The 26209-nt window shown below is 41.3% G+C and carries 23 protein-coding genes and 2 tRNA genes; 11 read left to right on the top strand and 14 right to left on the bottom strand.

Features of this window, described 5'->3' with window-relative positions; translation table 11 throughout:
- Nucleotides 1-150 precede the first annotated feature (150 nt).
- Both V6C27_08280 and V6C27_08275 read left to right on the top strand, forming a co-directional pair.
- Nucleotides 151-1326 (top strand): MFS transporter, encoded by a 1176-nt coding sequence (locus tag V6C27_08280; GenBank protein ID MEG6616411.1) that lies wholly within the window; start codon nucleotides 151-153, stop codon nucleotides 1324-1326.
- Nucleotides 1327-1338: 12 nt separating this feature from the next.
- A complete protein-coding gene (locus V6C27_08275) occupies nucleotides 1339-2673 on the top strand; it encodes a polysaccharide deacetylase family protein (GenBank protein ID MEG6616410.1) in 1335 nt (444 codons plus the stop codon).
- On the opposite strand, the gene larA is transcribed toward V6C27_08275, so the two are convergent.
- The 11 genes from larA to V6C27_08220 all read right to left on the bottom strand — a co-directional run bounded on the left by larA (nucleotide 2613) and on the right by V6C27_08220 (nucleotide 17572).
- A complete protein-coding gene (gene larA, locus V6C27_08270) occupies nucleotides 2613-3875 on the bottom strand; it encodes a nickel-dependent lactate racemase (GenBank protein MEG6616409.1) in 1263 nt (420 codons plus the stop codon). The genes V6C27_08275 and larA overlap by 61 nt on opposite strands.
- Nucleotides 3876-3944: 69 nt before the next feature.
- Nucleotides 3945-5096 carry a trypsin-like peptidase domain-containing protein gene (locus tag V6C27_08265; protein ID MEG6616408.1) on the bottom strand — a complete coding sequence of 384 codons (1152 nt, stop codon included), beginning with the start codon at nucleotides 5094-5096 and terminating at the stop codon, nucleotides 3945-3947.
- Nucleotides 5097-5184: 88 nt separating this feature from the next.
- Nucleotides 5185-6306 (bottom strand): HD-GYP domain-containing protein, encoded by a 1122-nt coding sequence (locus tag V6C27_08260; GenBank protein MEG6616407.1) that lies wholly within the window; start codon nucleotides 6304-6306, stop codon nucleotides 5185-5187.
- A gap of 184 nt (nucleotides 6307-6490) precedes the next feature.
- Nucleotides 6491-8011 carry a sodium/proton antiporter NhaB gene (gene nhaB / locus V6C27_08255; GenBank protein MEG6616406.1) on the bottom strand — a complete coding sequence of 507 codons (1521 nt, stop codon included), beginning with the start codon at nucleotides 8009-8011 and terminating at the stop codon, nucleotides 6491-6493.
- A gap of 596 nt (nucleotides 8012-8607) precedes the next feature.
- Entirely contained in the window at nucleotides 8608-10848 is a 2241-nt protein-coding gene (locus tag V6C27_08250) for a hydrogenase iron-sulfur subunit (GenBank protein MEG6616405.1), read from the bottom strand.
- Nucleotides 10849-10852: 4 nt separating this feature from the next.
- Nucleotides 10853-12094 carry a CoB--CoM heterodisulfide reductase iron-sulfur subunit A family protein gene (locus V6C27_08245; GenBank protein ID MEG6616404.1) on the bottom strand — a complete coding sequence of 414 codons (1242 nt, stop codon included), beginning with the start codon at nucleotides 12092-12094 and terminating at the stop codon, nucleotides 10853-10855.
- A 146-nt stretch (nucleotides 12095-12240) separates the two neighbouring features.
- Nucleotides 12241-14121 carry an adenylyl-sulfate reductase subunit alpha gene (gene aprA / locus V6C27_08240; protein ID MEG6616403.1) on the bottom strand — a complete coding sequence of 627 codons (1881 nt, stop codon included), beginning with the start codon at nucleotides 14119-14121 and terminating at the stop codon, nucleotides 12241-12243.
- 52 nt (nucleotides 14122-14173) lie between these two features.
- A complete protein-coding gene (gene aprB / locus V6C27_08235; GenBank protein ID MEG6616402.1) occupies nucleotides 14174-14614 on the bottom strand; it encodes an adenylyl-sulfate reductase subunit beta in 441 nt (146 codons plus the stop codon).
- A 120-nt stretch (nucleotides 14615-14734) separates the two neighbouring features.
- Entirely contained in the window at nucleotides 14735-15904 is a 1170-nt protein-coding gene (gene sat / locus V6C27_08230; GenBank protein MEG6616401.1) for a sulfate adenylyltransferase, read from the bottom strand.
- Nucleotides 15905-16119: 215 nt separating this feature from the next.
- Entirely contained in the window at nucleotides 16120-16986 is an 867-nt protein-coding gene (locus V6C27_08225) for a CoB--CoM heterodisulfide reductase iron-sulfur subunit B family protein (GenBank protein MEG6616400.1), read from the bottom strand.
- Nucleotide 16987: 1 nt separating this feature from the next.
- Nucleotides 16988-17572, bottom strand: coding sequence for a 4Fe-4S dicluster domain-containing protein (locus tag V6C27_08220; GenBank protein ID MEG6616399.1), 585 nt, complete (start codon nucleotides 17570-17572; stop codon nucleotides 16988-16990).
- 463 nt (nucleotides 17573-18035) lie between these two features.
- Here V6C27_08220 and V6C27_08215 point away from each other — a divergent pair, with 463 nt between their 5' ends.
- From V6C27_08215 to V6C27_08200, 4 genes are all read left to right on the top strand, one after another.
- On the top strand, nucleotides 18036-18185 hold the full coding sequence (locus tag V6C27_08215) for a hypothetical protein (protein ID MEG6616398.1): 150 nt from the start codon (nucleotides 18036-18038) through the stop codon (nucleotides 18183-18185).
- A gap of 229 nt (nucleotides 18186-18414) precedes the next feature.
- Nucleotides 18415-18490 (top strand) — tRNA-Val (locus V6C27_08210).
- Nucleotides 18491-18495: 5 nt separating this feature from the next.
- Nucleotides 18496-18571: transfer RNA gene (locus tag V6C27_08205), tRNA-Phe, on the top strand.
- A 104-nt stretch (nucleotides 18572-18675) separates the two neighbouring features.
- Nucleotides 18676-19560 (top strand): hypothetical protein, encoded by an 885-nt coding sequence (locus V6C27_08200; GenBank protein MEG6616397.1) that lies wholly within the window; start codon nucleotides 18676-18678, stop codon nucleotides 19558-19560.
- A gap of 41 nt (nucleotides 19561-19601) precedes the next feature.
- Here V6C27_08200 and V6C27_08195 read toward each other — a convergent pair whose 3' ends face one another.
- Nucleotides 19602-21119: a long-chain fatty acid--CoA ligase gene (locus tag V6C27_08195; protein MEG6616396.1), complete on the bottom strand. Its 1518-nt coding sequence runs from the start codon at nucleotides 21117-21119 to the stop codon at nucleotides 19602-19604.
- A 145-nt stretch (nucleotides 21120-21264) separates the two neighbouring features.
- Between V6C27_08195 and V6C27_08190 the strand changes: the two genes are divergently transcribed.
- On the top strand, nucleotides 21265-21924 hold the full coding sequence (locus V6C27_08190) for an undecaprenyl diphosphate synthase family protein (protein MEG6616395.1): 660 nt from the start codon (nucleotides 21265-21267) through the stop codon (nucleotides 21922-21924).
- Between the two features lie 47 nt (nucleotides 21925-21971).
- Here the strand turns inward: V6C27_08190 and V6C27_08185 are convergent, their stop codons facing one another.
- Complete coding sequence (locus V6C27_08185) at nucleotides 21972-22106, bottom strand: hypothetical protein (protein ID MEG6616394.1); 135 nt, start codon at nucleotides 22104-22106, stop codon at nucleotides 21972-21974.
- Between the two features lie 222 nt (nucleotides 22107-22328).
- Between V6C27_08185 and V6C27_08180 the strand changes: the two genes are divergently transcribed.
- The 4 genes from V6C27_08180 (at nucleotide 22329) to V6C27_08165 (ending at nucleotide 25741) form a co-directional block, all read left to right on the top strand.
- Entirely contained in the window at nucleotides 22329-22475 is a 147-nt protein-coding gene (locus V6C27_08180; GenBank protein MEG6616393.1) for a hypothetical protein, read from the top strand.
- Nucleotides 22476-22561: 86 nt separating this feature from the next.
- Nucleotides 22562-24151 (top strand): IS21 family transposase, encoded by a 1590-nt coding sequence (gene istA / locus V6C27_08175; protein MEG6616392.1) that lies wholly within the window; start codon nucleotides 22562-22564, stop codon nucleotides 24149-24151.
- Nucleotides 24148-24921 carry an IS21-like element helper ATPase IstB gene (gene istB, locus V6C27_08170; protein MEG6616391.1) on the top strand — a complete coding sequence of 258 codons (774 nt, stop codon included), beginning with the start codon at nucleotides 24148-24150 and terminating at the stop codon, nucleotides 24919-24921. The genes istA and istB overlap by 4 nt, the downstream gene beginning before the upstream one ends.
- Nucleotides 24908-25741 (top strand): tyrosine-type recombinase/integrase, encoded by an 834-nt coding sequence (locus V6C27_08165; protein MEG6616390.1) that lies wholly within the window; start codon nucleotides 24908-24910, stop codon nucleotides 25739-25741. Before istB ends, V6C27_08165 begins: the two co-directional genes overlap by 14 nt.
- A 303-nt stretch (nucleotides 25742-26044) precedes the next feature.
- Here V6C27_08165 and V6C27_08160 read toward each other — a convergent pair whose 3' ends face one another.
- The gene (locus tag V6C27_08160) at nucleotides 26045-26203 is read right to left on the bottom strand and encodes a hypothetical protein (GenBank protein MEG6616389.1); all 159 of its coding nucleotides are present in this window, start codon (nucleotides 26201-26203) and stop codon (nucleotides 26045-26047) included.
- Nucleotides 26204-26209: the final 6 nt, after the last annotated feature.

Raw genomic sequence — 26209 nt, 5'->3', positions numbered from 1 at the left:
CTCCGCTAATTAAATAGTCAGTTGCAATATAATATTAACAATTATCCAATTATCATAATAGATATTTATTTTTGCCAATTTTGGATAACGCAGGTATTTATTCTATAATAGCGAATATAAAGCTGTTAGTCTTTTTTTAGGGAGGTAACAGTGCGTAGTAATTTGAACTTTACTTTTAGAGATTACAGTTTATTATTGGTCGTCTTTTTAACAGAATTCACCCGGGGAGCTTTTTTCCTTACCTTCTTACCCATGTATGCAGTGAAACATTTGGGTATCTCTGTGGTCAGTGCTGGCTTTGTTGTGTCCGCCCATTACCTGTTTGAAACTATCTTTAAAGGTGCCGCTGGTTTATTTTTTGACCGCCATGGCCGTGCCATTGTCAGGCTGGGTATGTTAACGGCTCTGTTGGGGTTAGTTGGCTTAGTCTATTTAACTGAACCTTGGAAATTAATGATTGCTGCAGCAATTTTTGGCTTAGGAGTGTCGCCGGTTTGGGTAGCGGTGATGGCTTTAGTGGCTCCGGTCAACCTGCCCGGGCGGGCTGGTCGCGTGGGGGCAGTCTTCGCTGTTTGGTTAACTGGCATGGGCAGTGGCCCAGTGATAATCAATTTTGCCATGGCCCACAGTTACCAATACACTCTGGTTCTGCTGGTGTCATTGTTTATATTTGCCACTGTATTAGCTTATTTTACTTTTCCCAACGCCAAACCCAACCATCGTGCCAAAGGGTTGGGTTTTTGGTACGAGTTAAAGCGCATGGCTGGTCTATCTTCCTTTACCCGCATTTTACTGCCGGGGATGTTTTTACAAACACTGGCGGCCAGCTTACTATTGCCAATGCTTCCCATCTACGCCAACAATGTGTTAGGATTAAACCACAACCAGTATGCGTTTCTACTGATTTGCGGCGGTGCTGGGGCATTGTTTTTTCTGGTGCCAATGGGTAAGTTAGTGGATCGCTTGCCGCTGAAGGTGCTACTTACACTGGGCTTTGGTCTTAGTGCCACCTTTTTATTTACCATCACTTTGGTTAAAAATATTACCACAGTGTTTTTGTTGGCCACTTTAGTGGGCATATCTTATGCCATTATTCTGCCGGCCTGGAATACGCTATTGTCAAAGGTAATTTCCCCAGAACTGCAAGCCACCGGGTGGGGAATATTTGGCACCATTGAGGGCTTAGGAGTGGCCGTTGGCCCAGGTTTAGGCGGCATTGTGACCAACGCCATTGGCACAATGGCTACCATCTACTTAAGCGCCTGCATATTGGTGGCTATGGCCATATTTTATCTACTTTACCCGGTGGATAGAATGATTCGCTAGGAGGAAAATTCATTGTTCGTCATTAAGGTTAGCCTAATAATTTTATTCATCTATACGCTATTGCCCACAATACTAACCCGCCTTTTTAGTCTGGGGGCAGTTCAACGGGGGCCAAGGGGGCATAAAGAAATTTTCTTTACCTTTGATGATGGGCCGGACCCAATCCATACCCCCCAAGTGCTGGCAGTGTTGAAACGCCATCGCATTACCGCCACCTTTTTTGTCACCGGCCACAATGCCCAACAGCACCCAGAGGTTATTAAACAAATTATTGCCGCCGGACACAAAATTGGTATTCACAGCTGCCAACATCGTTTAGCTTGGCTAATGACTCCTTGGGCCACCATTAAGGACATCGACATTGCCACCACCCTGGTGAAAAATGTAACGGCACAGGCACCGGTGCTTTATCGACCGCCCTGGGGGGTATTTAATATTGTCAATTTCTTTACATTTTTAATAACCGGTCACCGATCGGTATTATGGACTTTTATGGGTTGGGATTGGACAAAAAACTGCACCGCTGAGGGGATAACTAAACTGGTCAGTGGACGGTTAAAAAGTGGCGCTATTTTAGTGTTGCACGACAGCGCTGGCCCGGTGGGTTCCAGTGCCCGGGCACCCCAGGTATTGGTAAAGGCATTGCCGATGATTATTGAGGAAATTAAACAGCAAGGGTATCGCATTGGCTCCGCAGAAACTTTACATGCCTGGTCTCACCTCGGTTACGGAAAACGCACCACCATCTTTTGGTGGGAGCTGTGGGAACGGTGTTTTGCCTGGCTGGCTGGTGTTAAGCCGATTAACGGCGCGGTGGATGCCACCTTTAAACTGGCGGTGCGTAAACACCACGGTCAACCAATCACGTTACCCGATGGCACCATGCTAAACCCCGGTGACCTAATGGGTGAATTGCACTTTGACAACAACCTGTTACTGAAGCTGACATCACAATCACCCCACCTTGAGCAAGTGGGTATTAAACTGCTGCGCCATGTTAAAGATTCGTTGCCATTGGTGGCGGAGGCTTTGACCACCGATCCCCGTTATCGCAACATTAAAGCCGTTGCCGGCATTACCATGATTAACCGGGGCGCTAGGTTTTTTGGCTTTGGCACCTATGATATCTATCCCAAAATTTTTCGCCTTGCCACCACCTGGTATCAACGTTGGTTGTTGGTGGTTTTTCACCCCCAGGGCGTCTCTCACTTACTAAAGCATCGGTCTAAAATGGTACCAAAAATGATTGCCATTAGTAAAGCGGAGTTGTTGCGGCGCTACCAAAATCAATCTGCTTTAACATCAGGTAGTATTAACCCCGCATATGGCACCACCCAGGCCCGGTAATCCGGGCCGTGTTTTTTTTCAACATAGGTTAGGGCCGCTGCGATGTCCGGCTGATAATTTATAAAAAGATTTTCGGTATGCTGAGCGCTGAGATCTGAAACCAACACAACCTCATTGGTGGTTAAAAGCTTGGCCAACACATATGCTTTATGACCTCCCAGAGCATAGCCCCCTTTAAAACGTTTAATAATGTCCTCCGGGGTGCGGGCTTCCGTTACCCATTGGGCAAATACTTCATCTCCATATCCCTCTTGACAGCGGGCACAGACCACAATGGTTCCACCGCCATTGATCAGCTTACCAGCATTGACTATCGGTTTGATTGCCTGATAAACATTAAGATCCCGCGGGTAGCCACCACAACTGATTATCGCCACCGGGCATTTTTTAGGTACCTTTACCAAAGCACTTTCTCGGCATAGTTGAACCCCCTGTCGCCAAGCCAAGTCGGTATCCCCCGCCACTGCCGCTATCACTTGGTCTTGATGGTTAGTAACCACATTAAGAATGAAGTTTACTCCCGCCAACCGAGCAGCTTCATTCATTTGTTTGCGCACCGGGTTCCGCTCATAACTGCCGGCCTGTACATGGGGTTTAGTCATTAGTCGATGATTCTCTGTAATGGATTTAAAGTCAGCAACCCCAGGCAATACTGCCTTAGACCCACCGGAATAGCCCGCTAACTTATGGGGGATGATTAATCCCAACGCAATTTTCAATTGAGCATCGGCTACCGCCGAGTTAATCAACAATTCGATACCGCTGGACAAATAGCCCACAGATTTAAGATTACTTTTACAATCATGGTTGATGATGTGATAGGTGTTTGCAATATCACTGCCCAGTGCCGCAATTATTTCAGCCTTGGTATTGGGTCGATGACAACCGGTGGCAATCACAATGGTAACCTGTTCTGGTTTTACACCCGCCTGTAACAACTCATTGAGTACCGGTGGCAGCATATCATCATATGGCATTGGTCTGGTGACATCACTGATGATGATGGCAATTTGTCGAGGCTTATTTCGGTTAACCAAAACAGGGATGCTATCACTTCCAATGGGGTTTGCCAACGCTGTTACCACTATATCTCGAGATAATTGTTGACTATTATTGCCCTTTGGCATAATAATGCCGGCAACGTTATCATCATTTATATCCGCTTCTATTTGAGATTCTCCATAGGGTAATTTTATTTTCATGTCCTTATTTTTTCCGACCATTAATAAAAGTAAACACCACCTCATGTCTGGCGGTGTTTAGCTCACATTTTAGCTACCGGTGGTAGGTCTTTCAGCCACTTTAAGTATCACCTGCAATTTCTGACCTGACCGATTAATATCAACATTTAATTTTTCGCCAACTTCCTTAGATTCAACGATATCTGTGAGTTCATCAACGGTTGTCACCTTTTTACCATCAATGTTAGTAATGATATCCCCTGGCTTTAACCCAGCCATTTGAGCAGGGCTATTCTGCACCACTCCACCTATCAGTACGCCCCAGTCCTGATCTAAGCCATAGTACTGAGCCAGCTCCTTTGAGACCGTTTCTATTTGCACACCCATCCAAGGGCGAGTTACCCGACCGATTTCAATTAATTCATCCAGCACCTCTTGTACTGTACTGGTGGGAATAGCAAAACCAATTCCCTGGGCTTGGGCATTCACCGCGGTATTTATGCCCACCACTTCTCCATTAAGATTGAATAAGGGGCCACCACTGTTACCGGGATTAATGGAAGCATCTGTTTGTAACAAATGCTTGTAATGACGGTCCTCAATGTCAACGGGGCGTTCTTTGGCACTAATTACACCAACGGTGACGGTATCTTCCAAGCCATAAGGACTACCAATGGCTATTACCCAATGGCCAACCTTAATGGCATCAGAGTTACCCAGTTTTAGCGTGGGCAAATCTTTATTGGCCTTAATCTTTAGCACTGCCAAGTCTAAATCATAATCTGCCCCGGCCACCTCAGCAGGTATAGGTTCATCTTGACCTTTAATGCGCACTTGAATTTTACTGGCTCCATCAATAACGTGCTGATTGGTGACAATGTAACCATCCTTTGACACTATAAAACCAGACCCCAATCCCGGTCTGGCTTTGGCTTGGGGTTCAATGTTGCCACCAAAGAACTGGCGGAAAAAGGGGTCGTTTAACAATGGGTTGTTAACTTCCTCCACCACCAGGGTTTCTATTTTTACCACGGCTGGACTAGCCTTTTCTACAATTTCTGCAATGGTATTGGGTCCAATACCTGGATAGGTAACTACATTTTCTGTTTGCTGAGCTACTTTATCCTCATTTTGATTGTCCTTGGTGTTAGTTTGATTGTTACAGCCAATGGCCAATACAATCAGCATTGCCATTAATAGCCCTAGTATCAATAATTTTTGTTTAATTACACTTTTAATCACCGATTCACCTCTCCCACAGTCACTGTATTTATTAGTTTTTAAATATGCTTAAATTTTTATACTCATGCCAATATAGCAAAAATAACCCTTAGGGGTTATTTTTGCGACCAGCTAGTAAATTTAAGGTTAATTCATCTCCTCGTAAAATGCGGGTTACCACTGTGTTGGTACTCTCTGCTAAATCTAAATATGTACAATTTAAAATTGGTTGGCCATCGCTGTCGTATAGCAACTTTATTTTGGGACGCAATGAAAATCCCATTTTGGTTGACACCACTATGCCCCGTTCCCCAGTATTTAATTCTACTATTGTTCCCACAGGATAAGCTGCTACATGGTCTAAAAAGGCCTTGACAATATCATACCTAAAAAAATAATCCCCGGTGCCGGCAATCATTTCGTAAGCCTCATTGGGTGGAAAGGCTTGCCGATAAACTCGGTCTGCGGTTATGGCATCATACATGTCAACCAAACCCACAATTTGGCTAAATTCATGGATTTGGTCACCCTCCAAGCCCTGGGGATAACCTTCGCCATTGTATCGTTCATGGTGCTGATAGGCCGCAACACAAGATATAGCACTAACATTAAAATTAGTTTTTAGCATTTCATAACCCCATTGAGAATGCTTTTTGATCACCGCAAATTCTTCACTTGTCAACCGACCAGGTTTATTTAAAATTTCTTTAGGCACCTTTATCTTGCCGATGTCATGGAGCATTGCCCCCACTGCCAAATCCTTTAAGCGCCTGCGATCATAGCCCAAGGCAATGCCGGTAATGATTGCCAAAACACAAACGTTAACAGAATGATAAAAAACATAGTCATCGCTGTTTCTAATATCGGTTAAGTTTACCATAATATTATGGGTACTCAATAACTCGTCCATAATGTCATTGACAGATTCAATTACTGCGGTGGGAACAATAATATTATTACCTATATTGTGGTCTGTTTGCTTAGCTAAAATTTTCTTAATATTAATTACCGCTTTAATTCGAGTTTCATCAGTTATTACGTCATCAACTTCAAGTTCAGGCAGTAGTCCATCGTCTATGTAGATGGCAATAATGTTAAATTCCTTTAATCTTTGGATATATCTGCTGTTTAATATTACCCCTTTATTTAACAATATTTGACCATCACTGTTATAAACCGGGCGGGCTACGCACATTCCTGCTTTGATGTTATCAATGACTATTCGTCTCAAATTAACCCTCCTCCGGTAACAAAAAGATAATTTTTGGTATATAATTCTACATTAACAAATTTAATCCTTCAATTTACGTCAATTTGTTTGTGGCTACATAATAAAAAAGAGGCTGTTGCAAACTTTTGCAATAGCCCCTTTTCGCTTAGATGTAGCGCTTCATTTTATATTTGCTATTTTAAAATTATAACAGAAACATTGTTGCCAGCAAACCTGTGCCAGTCATAACAATGGTGTATGGCAGAGCCAGTTTCACCATTTCCATGTAAGACAGGCGAATCAGCGGAGCAAGGGCAGAGGTTAACAGGAACAAGAACGCCGCCTGACCGTTTGGTGTAGCAACGGAAGGAATGTTTGTACCCATGTTAATTGCAACTGCCATCTTGTTGTATTGATCCACCGCAATGCCGCCCATTTCAAAGGCTTTTTGTGTTTCGGTCATATATATGGTAGCAACAAATACGTTGTCACTGATTGCAGAAAGGGCACCGTTTGCCGCAAAGAAAGCCACCAGTTGATTCTGTCCGTCCATGTTCAGTACCCACTGAATGATGGGCGCAAACAGATGCTGGTCATGAATAACTGCAACGATGGAGAAAAACACAATCAGCAGTGCAGTAAAGGGCAATCCTTCTTCAAAGGCATGACCGATTTTTCCTTCATCAGTAACCCCATTTAAAGCGGTAAGCAGAATGATAATTGTCAGCCCGATAATACCAACCTCTGCCAAATGCAGCGCCAGCGCTAAAATCAACAGCACGCCGGCTATGGCCATAATAATCAAGCGTACACGATCACGAATATCCATCGCAGCATCTTTGGCTTTGACGTCATCTTCCATAACCTTGCGCACGGATTCTGGAAGCTGATAACCGTACCCCCAAAACTTGGTGACTTCAAGAAGAATGGCAGTTGCAAGACCGGCGATTAGTACCGGGATAGATACAGGTGCACAGTTTACAAAGAAATCAACGAAACTCCATTCCATAATGGTGCCAATTAGTAGGTTCTGCGGTTCACCAACCAGGGTCGTTGCACCACCCAGCGCAGTACCCACAGCACCGTGCATCATCAAATTGCGCAAAAAACCCCGGAACTGGTCTAGGTCCTCCTGATATTTTTTATCAACACTATTGTCGCTATTGACGGCATACTTTTCATTTTCGCCACCTGAAGCATACTTGTGGAAAATGCCGTAGAACCCATATGCCACCGCGATAATCACCGCCGTTACCGTTAATGCATCCAGAAAAGCGGAAAGAAATGCACCCATGATAGAGAACAGGAATGCAAGGGCGATTTTAGAGTGTACCTTAGTAAGGATCTTGGTAAACAGGTACACAAGACCTTCTTTCATAAAATAAATCGCGGCAACCATGAACATCAGAAGCAGAATCACCGGGAGGTTCAATGCAACTTCGTGATAGATCGCTTCCGGGCTAGTAAGCCCAAGCACAACGGCTTCGATGGCCAGCAGTCCACCGGCAGGGAGCGGATAACATTTTAGCGCCATGGCAAGGGTAAAGATAAATTCGGCAATCAACAACCAACCGGTAACGTACGGACCGACGGTAAACATCAAAATAGGGTTTAACACCAGAAAGGCGAGAATAGTTGTTTTGTACCAGTTCGGAGCGTCACCCAGAAAATTTGTTCTGAATGCTTGTCCGAAACCCATCTGTTTCACTTTTCCAATCTGATCCATATGACACACCTCCAAAAAGACAAATTCTATGATCTAATAACATTATAAATATTCCAGCAGCCACTCTATCTAGTATTCTGCTGTATTACTTTTAGTATTCAAATATCGCTACACCTTGTTACCAACTTTTTCATTAACTTCGCATAAACGTAAAAAAAATATTCACCTCCTAATTTATGGTGTCAGAATAATATTCATTTTTTTGTTTAACTTTTTACAAACATCACTCCTTAAAATTTTATAGAGTTATATCCTATTAGTACAATATGTAGCTTAGTTAGAAATTCATGTTATTTAATATATTTAATAAATCTAATTTGATTCGCATACGAGTGACATTATAAGGTATTTTCTTATCTGTGACAATAAAGATTGTCACTGTAACTAGCTAATTATAACAAACCGGAATGCCCTGCTTCAAGTATATTAATGGAAAACAAATAAATTTAGACAATTTAATATTATTAAACTATATAGCTAACAAGTTTAGAAATCTTGACAAACAACTAAGACGTTAGGCCAATACTTATGCAAAGAAAAGACACTGCCCGTTGGGTAGTGTCTTTTCTTTGTTCGATATACAAATTTTTTATGACTTAGAAATCCTTCATTGGGTTAGGACCAAACTCCTCCAGGTCCTCAGCAAACTGATCTAACATTTTGGGAATTTCCATATAATCCATAATGTTAACTTCAACAGCGCGTACACGCTCAGACTCTAAGCCTAATCTATCTAAGGTTTCCGAAACTTTAGATAGGCGGATTTCAGCCAGTTCACTACCTTTAATAAAGTGGCACTGATAATCTTCGCCATGCTTGCAGCCCATCAATAACACACCGTCAAATCCAGAACTCATAGCGTCAGCGATCCATACCAAGTTCAGTGAACCAAGACACCTAACGGGTATAATCCGTATCCATGGATTGTATTTCAAGTGGTTGATACCAGCCATATCTAAGGCAGGTATAGCGTCGTTCTCACAAGCAAAGATTAGAATTCTGGGCTTTTCGTCCAGTTCTTCCGGAATTTCAATGGATTTAATTATATTACCAATCATTGGTACTGAATAGTTCTTAAAGGAAATAATCCGCTCTGGGCAAGCCCCCATACAGGTACCGCATCTCCGACAACGGGTTGGGTTCGGCAATGGGTTAGTCTTGGCGTCTTCGTTTATGGCACCAAAAGGACATTCCTCAGTGCAACGTTTACATTGGGTACAACGATTTAAGTTAAACTCAGGATATGATAAGTCGCCACTTCTGGGGTGTAGAGCTGCACCTTGAGCGGTTTGTTCCACACATTGAATGGCCTTTAGCGCTGCACCGGTAGCATCGGTTACAGCCTTAGCCATATCCATTGGTGCCCTTACAGATCCGGCGGCGTATATACCTGTTCGACGGGTTTCGTAGGGGAAACAGATATAATGTGAATCCGGGAAACCATACTTCAACGTCGGTAATTCCGGGCCCTGTCTGTATTCCAAGTTTAGAATGTCAGAAGCAAGAATTATGTCTTTTGGTGCAGCATCCTCTTCAGTGGCGGCGGCCGCTTCGTCTTGTGCTTCATCTTGAGCCTCTAATGCATGATCGTGACCAAAGGCAGTGCTTGGCACCATACCGGTGGCCAATACCACAAGGTCTACACCTTCAACTTGGGCTGTACCGCCCAACAAAACATCTTCTGACTGAACAGTTAACGAACCATCGCCAGCTTCATTGACAGATTTAATCTCACCTTTAATGAATACCGCACCGGTTTCTTGCACCTTAGCATAGAAGTGCTCGTAAGTACCCGATGAACGAATATCCTTATAGAAGATATAAGTGGAAGCATCCGGAGCTAACTCCGTAACATAAGTGGCCTGTTTTAAAGATTCAATACAGCAGGCATGGGAGCAATAGGGCAAACGCTCTTTATCCCTGGAACCGGCACACTGAATAAAGGCAATTTTCTTTACTTCCTGTCCGTCAGAAGGACGCACAAGCTTGCCGCTTTTAGCCATTTGTTCCAATTCCGCATGGGTAATCACGTTTTTATATTGACCGTAGCCTAAATAATTAATTTTTTCAGCTTCTACTGGTACTGCACCGGAGGCCAGTACAATGGCACCAACCCGTTCAGCCACTTCTTTACCATTGGCATCAATGGTGGCATCAAACATCCCAGGTGCACCGGCAATCTTTTTAATCTTAGCCGATGTATAGACAGTTACGTTGGGGTTTTCAGTCAGTTCTTTCGCCCTTTCAGCCACCGCTGGATCTTCCAGTTCGGTATAAGGGGCCTTTAATGGTGTCACTTTGTAGAGTTTATTTAACCAACCACCTAGATTAGCTTCCTTTTCCACCAACACTGTTTTGTAACCAGCTTTGGCAGATTCTAAAGCAGCAGTCATACCAGCCAAACCGCCACCCACCACCAGGATGGCTTTAGAAGCATCTTCCACTTCATATGGAGTTGGTAATTCCATCGCTTTAACCTTAGTGCAAGCCATGCGAATGACGTCTTCAGCCAACATGTTGGTGTCTTCATCATCTTCTTCGTGTACCCAGGCCACATGCTCTCTCAAATTGGCCCGCTCCACTATTTTATCGCCACCAAAATCAAACACATCATAATTAACCCGCTTAGAACAGGCAACAATAATTATTGAATTAATCTCCTCAGCCTCTATGTCCTTTTTAATCAGTTCTACACCCTCAGAGCCACAGAGGAAGGGATGATTTTTACATACCGGAACTTTATATTCTTTACTTGCCACGTTGGAAATAGCATCAACATCCAGGGCATCACCGATACCACAACCGGTACAAATATAAACTCCTACTTTTTTGTCCATTACATTACCCCCTCACCGTAGATTGTATCGCCTTCAGCACAGTAGCGGTGGCATCCTGGACTGATGTAGCAACATCCCCAGGTTTTTTAGTGCAGCCAGCGCCATAAATGCCAGGTCCAGCCAATACAAATCCATCAACGTCATAGTTCATTTCTGCGGGAACTTTAACGTCAGCTGTTGCCGGAGCCATACCTGTGGCCAGTACAACCATGTCATATTCAAGGGTATTAATTTCTTGGGTGAATTGATCCTCTGATAACACCAATAGGTTTTGGTTATCAGGGTTTTCTTTAATTTCACTGGGCTTACCTTTAATCCACTTAATGTCTTGTTCCATTACCTGCTGATAATAATCCTCATGTTTACCCATCGCCCGAATATCCATAAAGTAAACCGTCACCTTAGCATCGGGGTATTGTTCTTTAACATAGTTAATTTGTTTTAAAGTAGCCATACAACATACGGAAGAACATGTTTTAAGGTGATGCTCATCGCGGGAACCAGCACATTGTACAAAAGCAATATTCTTTGGTTCGGCTTGGTCAGATGGGCGCAGAATTTTGCCTGCAGTGGGGCCAGTTAAAGCAGCCATCCGCTCTAAAACAATATTTGGAACCACGTTGGCATAACGGCCACCGCCGTAATTACTTAATTTTTCCACATCGTAGGAATTCCAACCAGTGGCCCAAATAATGGCACCAACATTAACCGTCATTGTTTGAGGTTGCATATTGAGGTCAATGGCGCTATATTCACAAGCTTCAACACACTTGCCACAGGAGACACCTTGACAAGCAGCAACATCAATGGCGTACTTCATTGGAAAGGCAAAGGGTTGGGCCAAATAAATAGCCTTGGTTTTGTCTAAGCCAAAGTTAAAATCATTAGCTCTTTCTGCAGGACAAACTTCGGTACATTTATTACAACCGGTGCAGTTATCAGTAACAAAGCGGGGATTCAATTTAATGTTCACATCAAAGTTTCCCTCTGTACCGGAGATACTTTCTACTTCAGCAAGAGTTAGCACTCTAATTTTGGGGTTCTTTTTAATCCGTTGAAAATTAATTTCTAAACCGCAGTTTGGCGGACACATTTTAGGGAAGTATTTGTTGATTTGGGACACCTTACCGCCCAGATAGGAATTCTTCTCCACTAGAAAAACTTCGCAACCAGCTTCGGCAGCTTCAACAGCGGCAGTGATACCGCTCATACCGCCACCCACGACTAATATACTTTTGTTTCCCATCATTTCACCCCTATTCCAATTATCAGTGGATAGGCACTAATAAATAATAAATAAGTTACAAAATTTTTAATATAAATCTAGATATTGATATGGCCCGTGGCCTGTAAGGGCCACGGGCCATTTATTTGTCAAACTAGTTATCTAGTTTATTCAAACAGTCTGAACATAGGCTTCTTCATCATTGTCCACTCGCCAGTTTCGGCATTGTAGGTTTGGTTAACGAAGCAGAGCCAGTTTTCTTCGTCCATTTTTGGTAGGTCAGTACGGAAGTAGTAACCTGGGTAACGAGTTTCTTCACGGAACAATACAGCATGAATGTGAGCTTCAGCTTGTAAGGTTCTGTGGATGTTTTCCCAACATCTCATTAACTCGTTCAGATCACGGGCTGCTAATTTTTCACTGTCTTCTTTCAACATCATTAGGTAATCAAGACCTTTTTCCAACAACGCTTTACTGGTTTGGAATCTAGCGGATACACCACCAGCATACTCATCCATCATTTTTTGTAGACGGAACATATACTGCTTAGGCAGGATATATTCTGGGTTAACGTCTGGGTCAGTGGTAAAGCCGCTCTTTTCTTCGAAGAGTACCATCGGCTTCAAGATTTTAGCCTTCAGTTCTTCAACCTTGGCAGCATCAACGTTTGGTAATTCTGGGTTTTCTACAGCAAACTTAACCATAGCTTTACCAGCAATACGTCCTTCAGCGTGTGAACCGGAGGAGAACTTGTGGCTGGAAGCACCAGAAGCGTCACCAGCTGCAAACAGACCCTTAACGGTTGTCATGTTGGTGTAACCCCACTGTAATTCAGGTGGAGCTATATCTGCAGGACCGGATACCCAAGCACCTGAGCCACCGGAGTGTGAACCGATGAAGTAAGGTTCTGCAGCAGCAATTTCAGAAGCTCTTTCTTCAGGAGCAATGTTGCAAGCTGCCCACAGGATGGCTTGTGATACAGTCATGTCCAAGAAGTCTTCCCAAGCTTCGTTTTCTAAGGACTTCATTTTCTTCTTGAATGCCTTAGGATCGTCTTTATATTCTGCAGCCAAGTTGGCAATAGCTTCTGCAGTCTGCATGTAGATAGGTCCTTTACCAGCGTTTTCGTCGATCATTGATAGATAGTTACGCAGGTTAGCTGGCACAGGCTTAACTGTACCGTAAACGCCGTAATCTTTCAGCGCATCACGGTTGGTTTGCATGTAGTTTTCGCCCAATGCGTTAGTGGCTTGTGATTTAAAGAGTAGGAACCAAGCACCAACAGGACCATAAGCATCTTTAAAACGTACAGGGATGAAACGAACTTCTTGACAAGTCATTTCAGCGCCAGCTACGGTTGTAAAGTATGCAGAAGAACCAGAGCTAAATGGTGGGTACCAGGAACGGCCTAAACCTTCACCAGTGGAACGAGGCTTAAATACGCCAACGCAACCACCCATAGCAGCCAGAACTGCTTTTGCTCTGAAAACGTAAATTTTTTCTTCACGGGTACTGAAACCGATAGCACCAGCGATTCTGTCGCCATCCATTAAAGGCTCAACAATGTAAACCCGCTCATAGATGTTGTCAGTGCCGAGAGCGTTCTTAGCAGCTTCAGCAACAATTACTTTGTAGGATTCACCGTTTAACATGATTTGCCAACGGCCACCGCGCACATAGTTGCCTTCTTCGTTTTTCCAAATTGGCAGACCCCATTTTTCAAACAGATGCACGGAGGAGTCAACGTGGCGAGCAATGTTGTAAACCAAGTCATCACGAGCAATACCCATCAAGTCATTCTTAACGTATGCTACATAATCTTCTACAGTGTTTTCACCTTTTGCAAGGCCTAGATATTGGTTAATAGCTGACAGACCCATAGCAACAGCACCTGAACGGTCCATAGCAGCTTTGTCAACAAGAGTTACTTGTAAACCATTTTTCTTTGCCCAATAAGCAGCTTCTACAGCAGCACCGCACGCAGCCATACCACCGCCGAGGATTAAAATATCAGTAGTAACTTCAACAGTTTCAAAGTTAACCGGCATTATATTAACCTCCTTCTAAATTCGTTATTATCAGTATTTAAAATTTAAATAATTATTTTTTCAAAGTTGGTAATGCATCTAAACCAATTGATGCAGGCTCAGTAAACAGAAGCTCATCATTTAATTCGCCAGGTGTTTCGTAGCCACCATCAGGAACAGCTTTACCTTCTTCAGTGGTTCTGATTGGGAACTTAAAGCGTTTAATGCTACCATTACGGAACTTAACGGTCCACATAATGTTGTCAGAACTTCTTAAAGGTACAGCACTGGCACCCATAGGTACAAAGTCAGCATAACCACGAACGTCAATAGCTTGTTGTGGGCAAATCTTAACACAGCAGTAGCATTCCCAGCACATTGATACATCACGGTTGTAGGCTTTCATTTTTTCTCTGTCCAGAACCATTAGGTCGTTAGGGCAAATGTACATACAAGCTGTTTTGTCCTGACCTTTGCAGCCATCGCACTTTTCTTGAATTACATAACTAGGCATAATTTAACCTCCTATTCCCATAGTTTTGGATTTTAGTTGAAGTGTGTGGGAGAGAGGTTTTTTTATATTTATAGACACTAACCTTTTCTCTCCCAACCCTTAATCCTTAATTTCAATAAATTACTTGTTTAGACTCTGATAGTACTCAGTGAGGATTTCTAGTACTTCTTTACGACCAAATTCAAGCGGTGGCAATTCGCCTGCTGCAAACATAGCGCGAACTTTAGTACCACTGATGGCAATGCGATCTTCTGGGCCGTGTGGGCAAGTCTTTTCTGTAGCCATACCCATACACTTCTTGCAGTAGTAAGAAGCAGTAACTTTAATTGGCTGACACAGAATTTCGCCTGGCTTGAATTGATCAAACATTTCTTGAGCTTGATATGGTGTATAGTAACTACCAACACCAGCGTGGTCACGACCGATTAAGATGTGGCTGCAACCAAAGTTTTGACGGAAGATAGCATGCAGGATAGCTTCGCTAGGACCAGCATAGCGCATTTCCATCGGATAAACTTTCAGTGCTACAGTGGCTGGGTTGAAGTAGTTCTCTAAGTGAGCTTGGTAACACTTGAAACGAACTTCAGCCGGAATATCGCCGGGCTTTAATTTACCAACGATTGGGTGGATGAACAGACCATCACAAACTTCGTTACCAATCTTGCACAGGAACTCGTGGGAGCGGTGCAATGGGTTACGGGTTTGGAAAGCGGCCACTGTGTTCCAACCTTTAGATTCGAAGAGCGCACGGGTTTCTGCTGGATGGGCATAGAAACCAGCATAATTTCTGGCGTATCCCAATTCGCTGAAGGTTACAATTGAACCACCAATGTTAACTTCGCCTTGGGACATAACTTTTTGCACGCCGGCGTGCTCAGCGTCATCTGTGAAGAACACAGATTTGCATTCTTTAACTTTGTCGTATTCATATTTATCTTCTACAGTTAGAATAGCAACATAAATATCGGTTTCGTCGTCAACCAGCGCTACTTCTTGACCTTCTTTCAGTTCAGCAGCCTGTTCTTTAGTTACGGATAAAGTAATGGGAATTGGCCATGCCAGACCATTTGCAAGGTGCTTGGTTTCTACTACGCTTTCGTAGTCAGCTTTGTTCATGTAGCCAGTCAACGGACTGAAAGCACCCATACCAATCATCAGAGCGTCAGAAGTTTCGCGAGAGCTCATTCTGATCACTGGCAGAGTTTTAGCTTTTGCTACATATTCAGGGCGTTGTTCGTTAGGTACCAAGACCGGTGTCAACTTTCCACCATGGGGTTGAACTAGTGCCATTTGCTTGTGCCTCCTTTTTATTTTTATATTTTTGTAATATTACACTGCAAATTGTCGAATTGTGAAGGTTATATCGCTCACAAGGTCAATTGCAGTGATACTTAATTTACGCTAATCTTTATTATTTGCTTACCTTTTTATAGTAAGATTCCATATAAATATAATTTTTCCTTCTTGTTTGAGAAAAAAGTTTCAAAGTTTTTTCTACATTATTTTTACAACCAACTGGCCAACTTTTGCTTTGGTGAAACTACGCAATACTTAAGACCGAGATCATTACTCAACCCATAAGCCAATGCCATCAATTGAGTAATAAACAGCACCGGTAACTGATAATTGGTGCCAAATTGTTTATTGGCTTTACCCTGGTATACATCCAAGTTCATTTGACATAATGGACAAGGGGTAACAATAATATCCGCCCCAGCCTTAGCAGCCCCTTCAATTATTGGGTGTACTGCTGTAATGGTAATATCTGGTGCACTTAAAGCCATTGATCCTGTACAACACTTGCTCCGGTTTTCAAAATCAACCGGTTGACCACCAAGGGCAGCGATAACTTTATCCATTGCACTAGGGTACTCAGGGTCATCATATTCTTTGTACAACGCCTTAACACTTTGACATCCCACATAACCAGCAACCTTTAACCCAGTCAAAGGCTTTTTCACCGCCGCTGCAATTTTTTCTGTTCCAATATCATTGGCCAAAACATCCAGTATAAAGCGTACATTTAAATTGCCATTGTAAGCTAAACCATCTTCTTTTAAAGCGATATTAGCTTTCTCTTTAAACTTTTCCTCTGCAAACTTCCTATTGGCCAAGCCTAAAATTGCATAGCAGGAACTACAGGCGGTGATAATATCGTTTGGTTTTTTTGCAGCCAACGCTAAGTTCCGTGCCGCCACCACCTGGGCTGGAAATTCGCCAATAACACTGGAAGCAACGGTGGCACCGCAACAGTTCCAATCCTCTATCTCTTCCAACTCTATACCCAATGCTTTAGCAACCGCTAGGAAAGCATAATAGTTAGCTGCCCCGGTTCCTTCACTGGCACATCCCGGATAATAACTATATTTCATATTAGCCCTCCTCCTTTGCCAAAGCTGTCGCTTTATCAACTATAGCTCTTAGTTTACTAGGGTTTTTGATGCCTTTTGCCGGTATAATCGGGATACGTTTATGTTTAAACATTTCCATACCGACATCTTGCATTTCACGGGCCAGTTTTAACGCATTGCCAATGCCAAGTTTTAAACCATACTTCAGGGTTAAGCCACCCTCCCAAACACGGCCACGATTGGCCACGTCGTTATAAAATACCTTTGACATTAGAGCCTTGTTGTTTTTAATTCCTTCTTCTTCGGCCAGATGACAGAGATCATGCATGATATCCATCATTGGTACACCCCGTGGGCAGCGACAAGCACATGTATAACATGAAGTACATAACCACATAGTATTACTGTTTAAAACCTCATCCTTCGCACCGGCACGGATAAGTTGGATAATTCTTCGCGGTGAGTGATCCATCATTCCCTTCAAAGTACACGTAGTGGGGCAGATACCACACTGCATACACTTTTTCACCCAACGGCCATTATCCATTTGATAAACTCTTTTTGTAAACTCTGGGTCGTACTTCCTTATACCATCCGCTTCAGACATACTGCCTCCCCCCTTCAATAACACAAGATATATATATAAAAACAAGAAGAAATATGTCGAAGTTTGTGATTGTGATAATGTGAACACAGCGAATTAAAAAAATATTTGTTGAGGGTTTGTGCCTTTGTTCACTAACAAAAATTGTTTGTTAAGCAACTAATAAATTGTTTGTTAAATGATATCATATTATTATGTTTTATACAAGTATAATTATTGTCCTAACCCATTATTGTTATAAATATCTAAAATTTTAAAGCACTGTAAAACTTTATTAATAAAAATTTAGAAACTTTTGTTATAATCTATTCTATATCAATGTAAATAATCCTTCTAAAAATCTATAGGTTTGAAAAAAAAATAACAAGCTTCTCTCTATTTTCCATAATTATACTTTAGCTTTAAATTTAGAACTTCTTTTTATATGGTAAATAACTACTTAACTATTACGGAGGTGAATTAACCAATGCTGCCAAAAATACAATGGTTTCTTAGACTAATTGGCTTTTTAACCATCGGTGCCAGTATGTTTATGGGGGAAAATGCCGGTCTGGTAGGAGGTATTGGGGGACTTTTATTCGTTTTAGGATTCATTAAATTTAAGCGTAGGAGGTAATGTCATTTTATAGGTTATTTTTAGAGATTTTATAAGGTTTTTGTCGTATAGATGACAGTTTTTTGCTTTGACTTTCATATATTATATCTAGGACACTAATCTTTTCTCTCTCAATTGTATAACTATCTATACTTATACAGTTAGGCTGGACTTAGCGGTCCAGCATTTTTTTACCTAAAAAAGTTGACATTAAGGGCATATTTTGTTATTATAACCATTGTCGCAATAAGGGCGATTAGCTCAGCTGGGAGAGCGCCTGCCTTACAAGCAGGATGTCGGCAGTTCGATCCTGTCATCGCCCACCATATTGGCCACGGTAGCTCAGTCGGTAGAGCAGAGGACTGAAAATCCTCGTGTCGGCGGTTCGATTCCGTCCCATGGCACCAAAAGCAGGCGTTTATGCCTGCTTTTTTATTTTACATTAGACAGGAATATGTGCCTTAGTTGTGGAAACAAAACGTTGTCGATTTATATTGAAAGGAGGTATTTTATGCTTACCGCAATTCTTTTATTATTGTCAGTGGGTTATATGGCAGCAGCTTATCTGCCTTTGCACCAACTGGTATTTATACAACAGTATCAACTACTGGTAAACATAAATGACGTACTAAGCAGGCTGACTTTTATTACCCTTGGTTTAATTATGCTTGGTGCTGTCTTTCTTTTTATAATCCAAAAACTGGTCAAACCTCAGTTTAGTTACCAACAAACGGTGACCATTGCCACCTATGCAGTAATTGTTGGTGTAGCTGCCTCCACCATTACGTTGGCGCTATCATCCTTTTATACTTACGGCATTGGCAATTTGATCGGTAAGCCAGACCCCTGGACCACCATTGAACTTAATCGCATTGCCATTCACGAAGCTGGGCATGCAGTGATGCGAGAAATAGAGTTGCCAGGTAGCACCGTTAAAGCAGAAATTATAAACACAACCGATATTTCAAAGGTCCACGGTTGGTTTGGTCAGTCCCTACCAAGCGGTTTTGTTGTGGGACAATCCAGCTCAAGACTATTAACCAAAGAAGACATATATAAAAGTATCAGAATTTACCTAGCTGGTCTGGCGGCGGAAGAAGTGATGTGCAGTGATGGTCAACAATATATCAGTGCCAGCGATGATTTAAACACTGTTAAGGAGTTGGTGATCAAACTCTGCAACAACGGTTTATCACCCGTTGGCCCAGTGGCGTGGGACACCTTAACGGAAGAAGAGCAAGCACACCTTTACCAACAGGTAGTAATACCAGAATATCAAACGGTGTTAAAGACTTTGGAACAACAAAGGCCTGTCCTCAATGCCATTACTAAGCAGTTAGAGGATCAGCGAATTTTAACCGGAGAACAAATAAGAAAAATTTTAAATGCTGAGTAAGGACAGCCCGAAATTACACAAAGAGAGCTACTAAGGACACCCTAAGGTGTCTTTTGTAGCTCTCTTTTTAATATTTTACCCGAGGAGTTTTTGGGTAGTTCTGGTACAAAAACAAAATGCTTTGGTATTTTAAAGGATGCCACCTTATCCTTTAATAATTCTTTTATTTCTCTTATACTAATCTCATTGCCAGACCGGGTGACAATGAACGCCTTCAATTCTTCTCCCTTTAGTTCATCCGGTATCCCAACCACTGCCGCTTCCAATACATCGGGATGGGTGTGTAAAACCTCTTCTATTTCTCTGGGGTAGATGTTCATACCGCCCCTAATGATTAGGTCTTTTTTGCGATCCACTAGAAAAATATAACCATCCTGATCAATATAGGCCATGTCACCGGTACGCAACCAACCATTGAGCAAAACCTGTTTGGTCTCTGTTTCTTTCTGATAATAACCCTTCATGATGTTGGGACCCTTTGCTGCCAACTCCCCAATTTGCCCAGTCGGCAGTTCGTTAAAATCATCGTCCACAATTTTAACTTGTACGTCTGGCAGCGGTAACCCGATAGAACCAACCTTTTTAGTACCACGATATGGATTTACCGATACCACCGGTGAAGCCTCAGATAATCCATAGCCTTCAATAATTTCTATACCATAGATATCTTTAAATTTATTAAAGACACTTTCTGGCAGCGCTGCTGCCCCAGATATAACATAGCGCAGTGACTCAAAGTTGTGTTGATAATAATCGGTATAATTGCACAATAACACATAAAAAATAGGTGGTCCAAATAAAAAAGTTACTTTCTCTTTCTCAATGGTTTCCAAAAGTATTTGTGGACCCAAAAAACGATTGTGGATAACTAACGTGGCACCACAATTAATGGCAGTGTTCATGCAAACAGATTGCGCTGCCGCATGATATACCGGGGCAACCAAAAATATTTTATTATCGCTGGTTATCTCCAAAACCTCTGTAATGGCCACCGCATTGCTGTATAAGTTTTTACTGGTTAGCATTGCCCCCTTTGGGGCCCCTGTGGTGCCTGATGTATACAAAAGTACAGCTATGTCTTTCTGGTCATTTTGAATATCGATGGCCGCAGCATCACTACTCTCCATTAAACCATCAAAGGAAAAATACCGATCATTGCCACTGGCGGCATTAATGGCAATAAACCTTGGGTTAGTGGTCAAATTTAAATTATTAAAGGTATTTAAACTTGCTTCCGCAGTAACCACCACACTGGGTTGACAATCGTTCATAATAACAGCTAATTCACCAGTTGTATAACTTGGATTTACAGGTACCACAACTACCTTCATTCTTAGTGCAGCATAATAAGCAATGATGAACTCAGGACAATTTGACAGAGAAATTAGCATTTTATCCCCAGGTTTTACCCCTAGGGATATCAATCCATTTGCAAATCTATCTACCAGTTGATCCAGCTCTTGATATGAAATGCGTTTATCATTGTATACTATGGCCTCCCGGTTTGGCTGTAGCATACCATTTTCTTTTAATCTCTGTGATAAATTAATGAGCTGCACCTCCCTTTCTCTATCATTATAGCAAAAACCATCCCAATGCTTAATATAGATTTTTGGGATACCAACATTTTTAATGTATATGCAGCTGCCAGAAGGCTAATATTAACCATATAACGCAAATATTTATAATTTTCGAGGTGCAAACATGGCTCCAGTTAAATTTAAGCGGTTACCAAAACACATCGGCATCATTCCCGATGGCAATAGAAGATGGGCTGTGCAAAATGGATATCGCAAACAAGATGGTTATAGTCATGGGGTCAACCCAGGTTTTTTACTTTACGAAACCTGTTTAGAATTAGGCATTCCAGAACTAACTTTTTATGGATTTACCCAAGACAATACCAAACGCCCGGCGGAACAAAAACAAGCTTTTCAAAAAGCCTGTGTAGATGCGGTCAATATTCTAGCCAACAGAGATGCATCATTATTAGTTATTGGTAACTCTGAATCACCTCAATTTCCTAAAGAACTGCTGCCCTTTACCACTAGGCAGAAATTCGGTCGAGGTTTAATTAAAGTAAACTTTTTGGTCAACTACGGTTGGAAGTGGGATTTAAACCATGGCTTAACCCGCGGCAGCGGTGGGGGCAAATTACACGAGAGTATTGCCTCTGCCGATATATCGCGAATTGATTTAATTATCAGATGGGGTGGTCGCCGGCGACTAAGTGGTTTTTTACCAGTACAGTCCATCTATGCAGACTTTTTTATAATTGATCACCTGTGGCCAGATTTCCAGCCAGAGCATTTTTACCAAGCACTGGATTGGTATCAAAACCAAGATATTACCTTGGGGGGATGACGGACACAAAACAAGGGCCTCACCAATACTGTGAGGCCCTTGTTTAACTATTTATTTTCAACACCGTAGAATCCACCACCATAACCGCCACCATAACCTGGGGATCCCATTAATAAAAGAATCAAAACTAAAAATACAATCCAAGAATTATCTCCATAACCGCCGCCACCATAGTAACCCATTATATCTGCCTCCTTAATTATTTAATCAATACATCATATGGCAGGCCTACACAATGTGTTACAAAATAGCATTTTAAATTTAAAAAATTGTGCGAGCAAGTCTGTAAGCCGAGTTCTCCGAAGCTCGTAAGTAAATTTTCTGGGGTTATAGGAAGCTGTGAATATTTATTAACTGAATGTATATTTATGCAAGGGCCTAAATTTAAAGGAGGCCTTTTTATAATGAAACTATTCGACGCCCATGACCTGTTTCTTGAATACCAAGAAGCAAAAGAGCAGGCAAAAGGCACACTCGTAGCCTATAACCTCGATGCTCGCTGTTTTTACCGTTTTCTTGTCGAAAACTACCTTCTGCTTGTAATAAAATAAAAGTACACCAGGATAATAATTGAAAAATACACCACTAAAAAGTAAAATACCCTCTGTAAATAACTTTATGGAGGGAGCAAAACGGAGTGATAACTTTGAGTGAAAAGCAGCATATTGTTATCTCCGCTTTTAGAGATGGGAAATCATTAAGAGCAATTTCCAAAGAAACTGGTATCAATAGACGGACTGTAACCAAATATGTGCGGGATTATGAAGAAAGGCGTAATCAGCTATTACAAGCAGATAATAACATTGATGTAAAAGAATTAACTGACTATATAGTTGAAAAGCCTAAATACAACAGTGCTAACCGAAGTAAACGAAAGCTAACTGATGAGATTGTTGATAAAATTAAATATTACCTAAAAGAAAACGAACAAAAAAGAGCTAGAGGACAAGCCAAGCAGCAAAAGAAGAAAATTGATATTTATGAAGCACTTATGGCTGATGGATATGATATTAGTTACCCCACAGTTTGCAACACAATTAGAAAACTAACGAATAAAGGTGGCGAAGCCTATATAAAAGCAGAGTACGAGTTGGGGGATATTTGTGAATTTGATTGGGGTGAAGTCAAACTAGATCTTGGTGCTGGGTTTAAAACATACCAAATGGCTGTTTTTACAGGAGCAAAAGGTAACTTCAGATATTCCAGACTATTTACCAAACAAGATACCGCCTGTTTTAATGAGGCCCATGCCCTATTCTTTGATGGTATTAATGGTGTTTATAGAACGATGGTTTATGACAATATGAAAGTAGTAATTAAAAAATTTGTAGGAAGTAATGAAAAAGAACCAACTGATAACTTGTTAAAACTGTCAATGTATTATGGTTTTAAATTTAGGTTTTGCAATATACGGGCTGGAAACGAGAAAGGTCACGTAGAACGTAGCGTTGAGTATGTAAGACGTAAGGCCTTTGCCTTCAGGGATAGCTTTGAATCACTTGAAGAAGCAAACAACTACCTAGAAGAAGTTTGTTTTAAATTAAATAACAAACCACAAAAACTAAACAACAACCAGACTGCATTTGAAATTTTAAGACAAGAAAAAGAATGGCTACTACCTAAAATGCCTATGTATGATGCTGCCAGGGCAGCCGACCATAGAGTGGACAAATACTCAACAATTACAGTAGATAGTTGCCACTATTCCGTTCCGGAGCAACACGTAGGTAAAATGGTATTTGTGAAGGTATACTCTGACTGTGTTAAGTGTTTCTACGAGGGGGCTAAAATTGCAGAGCATAGCAGGAAATTAGGATTCAATGAGTGGAGCATTAAGATTGATCATTACTTGGAGACATTACAAAGAAAGCCCGGGGCATTAGCTTCAAGCACAGCACTGCGACAAGCTAACCCTAGGCTCCAAAAAATATACCATCAGTATTATATCAAAAAGGAAAAAGAATTTATAGACCTGATTAAGCTGGTGCTGGAAAAAGGGCTGGAAAAGATTGAAGAAGCTATCAAATCCCTGGAAAGGATTAGCCCCTTAGATATTAGTACAGATAAAATAAAGGCCATAGTTAACAGAACAAGCCCGCAGGTTAGTTTGGTTGTGGATAATACTAAGTGTTCAGAAACTACCCAAAAATCCATTGAAATGTTAGATGAATTTAATTCACTTATACCTGAAGCAAGTAACAAATTTAAACCGGCGGTGATAGTATGAATGGCAGCAAAGAGCAAAAAGCCGTATTAAAGGAATTGGAACCCCTTTTAACATATTTAAAACTGCCAACCATCAAGAGCAGTATTGATTCCGAAATTAAAGAAGCTAATCTAAGAGACATAAGTTATGAGCAATTTCTGTTTAATATTTTGCAAAAAGAAGCAGATCATAGGCGTGAAAATGCTAAACAGAGCCGGATTAGGTTGGCCAATTTCCCATACAAGAAATATTTAGAGGACTTAATAGTAGAAGATTTGCCCGAAGATGCCCAAAAGAAGCTAAAGGTTTTAAGTTCCCTAGAATTTATTAAAACCGGTCAAAATTTGATTTTGGCCGGTAATCCCGGGACTGGTAAAAGCCATTTGGCCATAGGCTTAGGTATCAAAGCTTGTATTGCTGGTTATAGAGTGCTCTTCACAACCGTGCCACTGCTCATAAACCAACTTAAGGAAAGCCGCTCTCAAAAAATGCTTCAAGCATTGGGAAACAAATTTGAAAAATATGACTTGGTTGTGGCAGATGAATTAGGGTACATATCCTTTGATAAGGAGGGTTCAGAGCTATTATTTACACATTTATCTCTAAGAGCTGGTAGAAAGTCGGTTATTATCACAACTAACTTATCATTTGATAGATGGGATGAGATTTTTCAAGACCCAGTGATGACAGCAGCTATGATTGACCGCCTAACTCATAAGGCCTACATAGTCAATATGAACGGCAATTCATTTAGGCTAAAGGAAACGAAACAGTGGATTGAGCAACAATAATTTTTTTGACCCAGGTGGTGTAGTTTTTAATTATATTTTGGTGCAGTTTTCAGTTGACAAATACAACCTTGAGGATGATATCACACAAATTGATGCAAAAATATTAAGAAGGTACACTGTCTGGCTCAAACGAGCAGGATATTCCCCAACAACCATAAAAAGGAGACTGGATTCATTTGGTTCCTTTTTCCACTACCTTGTTAATGAGGAAATTTTAACTACAAACCCTATGGCTAGAGTAGATCTACCGAAGGTTCACAAAAAAATACCCAAGTTCTTAACACAAGAAGAGCTCGATTTACTTCTATATGTGGCAGACAATGATACTAGCATATTCCAAAAAAGAAATAGTGCTTTACTACGGGTGTTAGCTTTTATGGGTTTAAGACGCTCTGAATTAATCAAGCTCAACTGGTCTGACGTTGATTTCAAGAATGCCTCAATTACTATATATAATGGTAAGGGGAGTAAAGATAGGGTTGTTCCAATGAATGAAGATGTACAAGAACATCTTTGGGTATACCTTCAATCACGGCTTCCGTTAACTAATCAGGCTGTTTTTACTAATCGGATCGGGAACCGTGTTAACGCAGATACCCTTCGGAGGGTATTGAACAACCATACTACTAAGGCCGCTATTAAAAAAATAACGCCTCACTGGTTAAGACATACTTGTGCAACATTGCTCATCAAAAATAAGGTGGATATTGTTACAATGAAAGAGGTGTTAGGACACAGCGACATAAATTCCACCCTCATTTATACCCATACCACACCTGAGCGACTTTTAGATGCTGTAAACACATTAGGAAGAAAATAAGAGATAAATACAAAGGGGAACTGTTTAGGAGGAACAATTAAACAGTTCTTCTTTTTATCTTTAGTAATTGAACTGAGGCTTTTATAGGTACTTTTTACAAATAATTTTATAAGCTGAAATAAGATGAAGAAGTTTCTGATTACTTGGAAAGACATAAATTTTTCAATACAGAATATCTTACTTTACTTGAAAGTGAAAGCTCAGATGCAACTTTCTATTTGCTGGTTTATACTCCCGTTTATATAATCATTTCTTAAAGTACTCCCGAGTCATATCAGTTTATAGGAATATACGATACTAGCTTTAACTACCATATTTCTTTTTCCAATTCTCCTGCCATTGTTGAAAACTTAAACCTGTTACCTCTTCTAATGTCCTTCCATCTATAGAATAGTAAGATGCTCCTACAACATTAGCATTTGGGCACGAATATCCGCCAATAATTTTACCATCTGATAACATAACGTA

It is taken from the genome of Peptococcaceae bacterium 1198_IL3148 (genome assembly GCA_036763105.1).
Taxonomy (GTDB): Bacteria; Bacillota; Desulfotomaculia; order Desulfotomaculales; family Desulfohalotomaculaceae; genus JBAIYS01.
This window is presented reverse-complemented; position numbering and strand designations above follow the sequence as displayed.

Excerpts from the sequence above, each read along its gene's own strand:
- larA (MEG6616409.1), bottom strand. The coding sequence starts at position 3,875 with ATGAAAATAAAATTACCCTATGGAGAATCTCAAATAGAAGCGGATATA.
- nhaB (MEG6616406.1), bottom strand. The coding sequence starts at position 8,011 with ATGGATCAGATTGGAAAAGTGAAACAGATGGGTTTCGGACAAGCATTC.
- V6C27_08250 (MEG6616405.1), bottom strand. The coding sequence starts at position 10,848 with ATGGACAAAAAAGTAGGAGTTTATATTTGTACCGGTTGTGGTATCGGT.
- V6C27_08245 (MEG6616404.1), bottom strand. The coding sequence starts at position 12,094 with ATGGGAAACAAAAGTATATTAGTCGTGGGTGGCGGTATGAGCGGTATC.
- aprA (MEG6616403.1), bottom strand. The coding sequence starts at position 14,121 with ATGCCGGTTAACTTTGAAACTGTTGAAGTTACTACTGATATTTTAATC.
- aprB (MEG6616402.1), bottom strand. The coding sequence starts at position 14,614 with ATGCCTAGTTATGTAATTCAAGAAAAGTGCGATGGCTGCAAAGGTCAG.
- sat (MEG6616401.1), bottom strand. The coding sequence starts at position 15,904 with ATGGCACTAGTTCAACCCCATGGTGGAAAGTTGACACCGGTCTTGGTA.
- V6C27_08225 (MEG6616400.1), bottom strand. The coding sequence starts at position 16,986 with ATGAAATATAGTTATTATCCGGGATGTGCCAGTGAAGGAACCGGGGCA.
- V6C27_08220 (MEG6616399.1), bottom strand. The coding sequence starts at position 17,572 with ATGTCTGAAGCGGATGGTATAAGGAAGTACGACCCAGAGTTTACAAAA.
- V6C27_08215 (MEG6616398.1), top strand. The coding sequence starts at position 18,036 with ATGCTGCCAAAAATACAATGGTTTCTTAGACTAATTGGCTTTTTAACC.
- V6C27_08200 (MEG6616397.1), top strand. The coding sequence starts at position 18,676 with ATGCTTACCGCAATTCTTTTATTATTGTCAGTGGGTTATATGGCAGCA.
- V6C27_08190 (MEG6616395.1), top strand. The coding sequence starts at position 21,265 with ATGGCTCCAGTTAAATTTAAGCGGTTACCAAAACACATCGGCATCATT.
- V6C27_08185 (MEG6616394.1), bottom strand. The coding sequence starts at position 22,106 with ATGGGTTACTATGGTGGCGGCGGTTATGGAGATAATTCTTGGATTGTA.
- V6C27_08180 (MEG6616393.1), top strand. The coding sequence starts at position 22,329 with ATGAAACTATTCGACGCCCATGACCTGTTTCTTGAATACCAAGAAGCA.
- istB (MEG6616391.1), top strand. The coding sequence starts at position 24,148 with ATGAATGGCAGCAAAGAGCAAAAAGCCGTATTAAAGGAATTGGAACCC.
- V6C27_08160 (MEG6616389.1), bottom strand. The coding sequence starts at position 26,203 with ATGTTATCAGATGGTAAAATTATTGGCGGATATTCGTGCCCAAATGCT.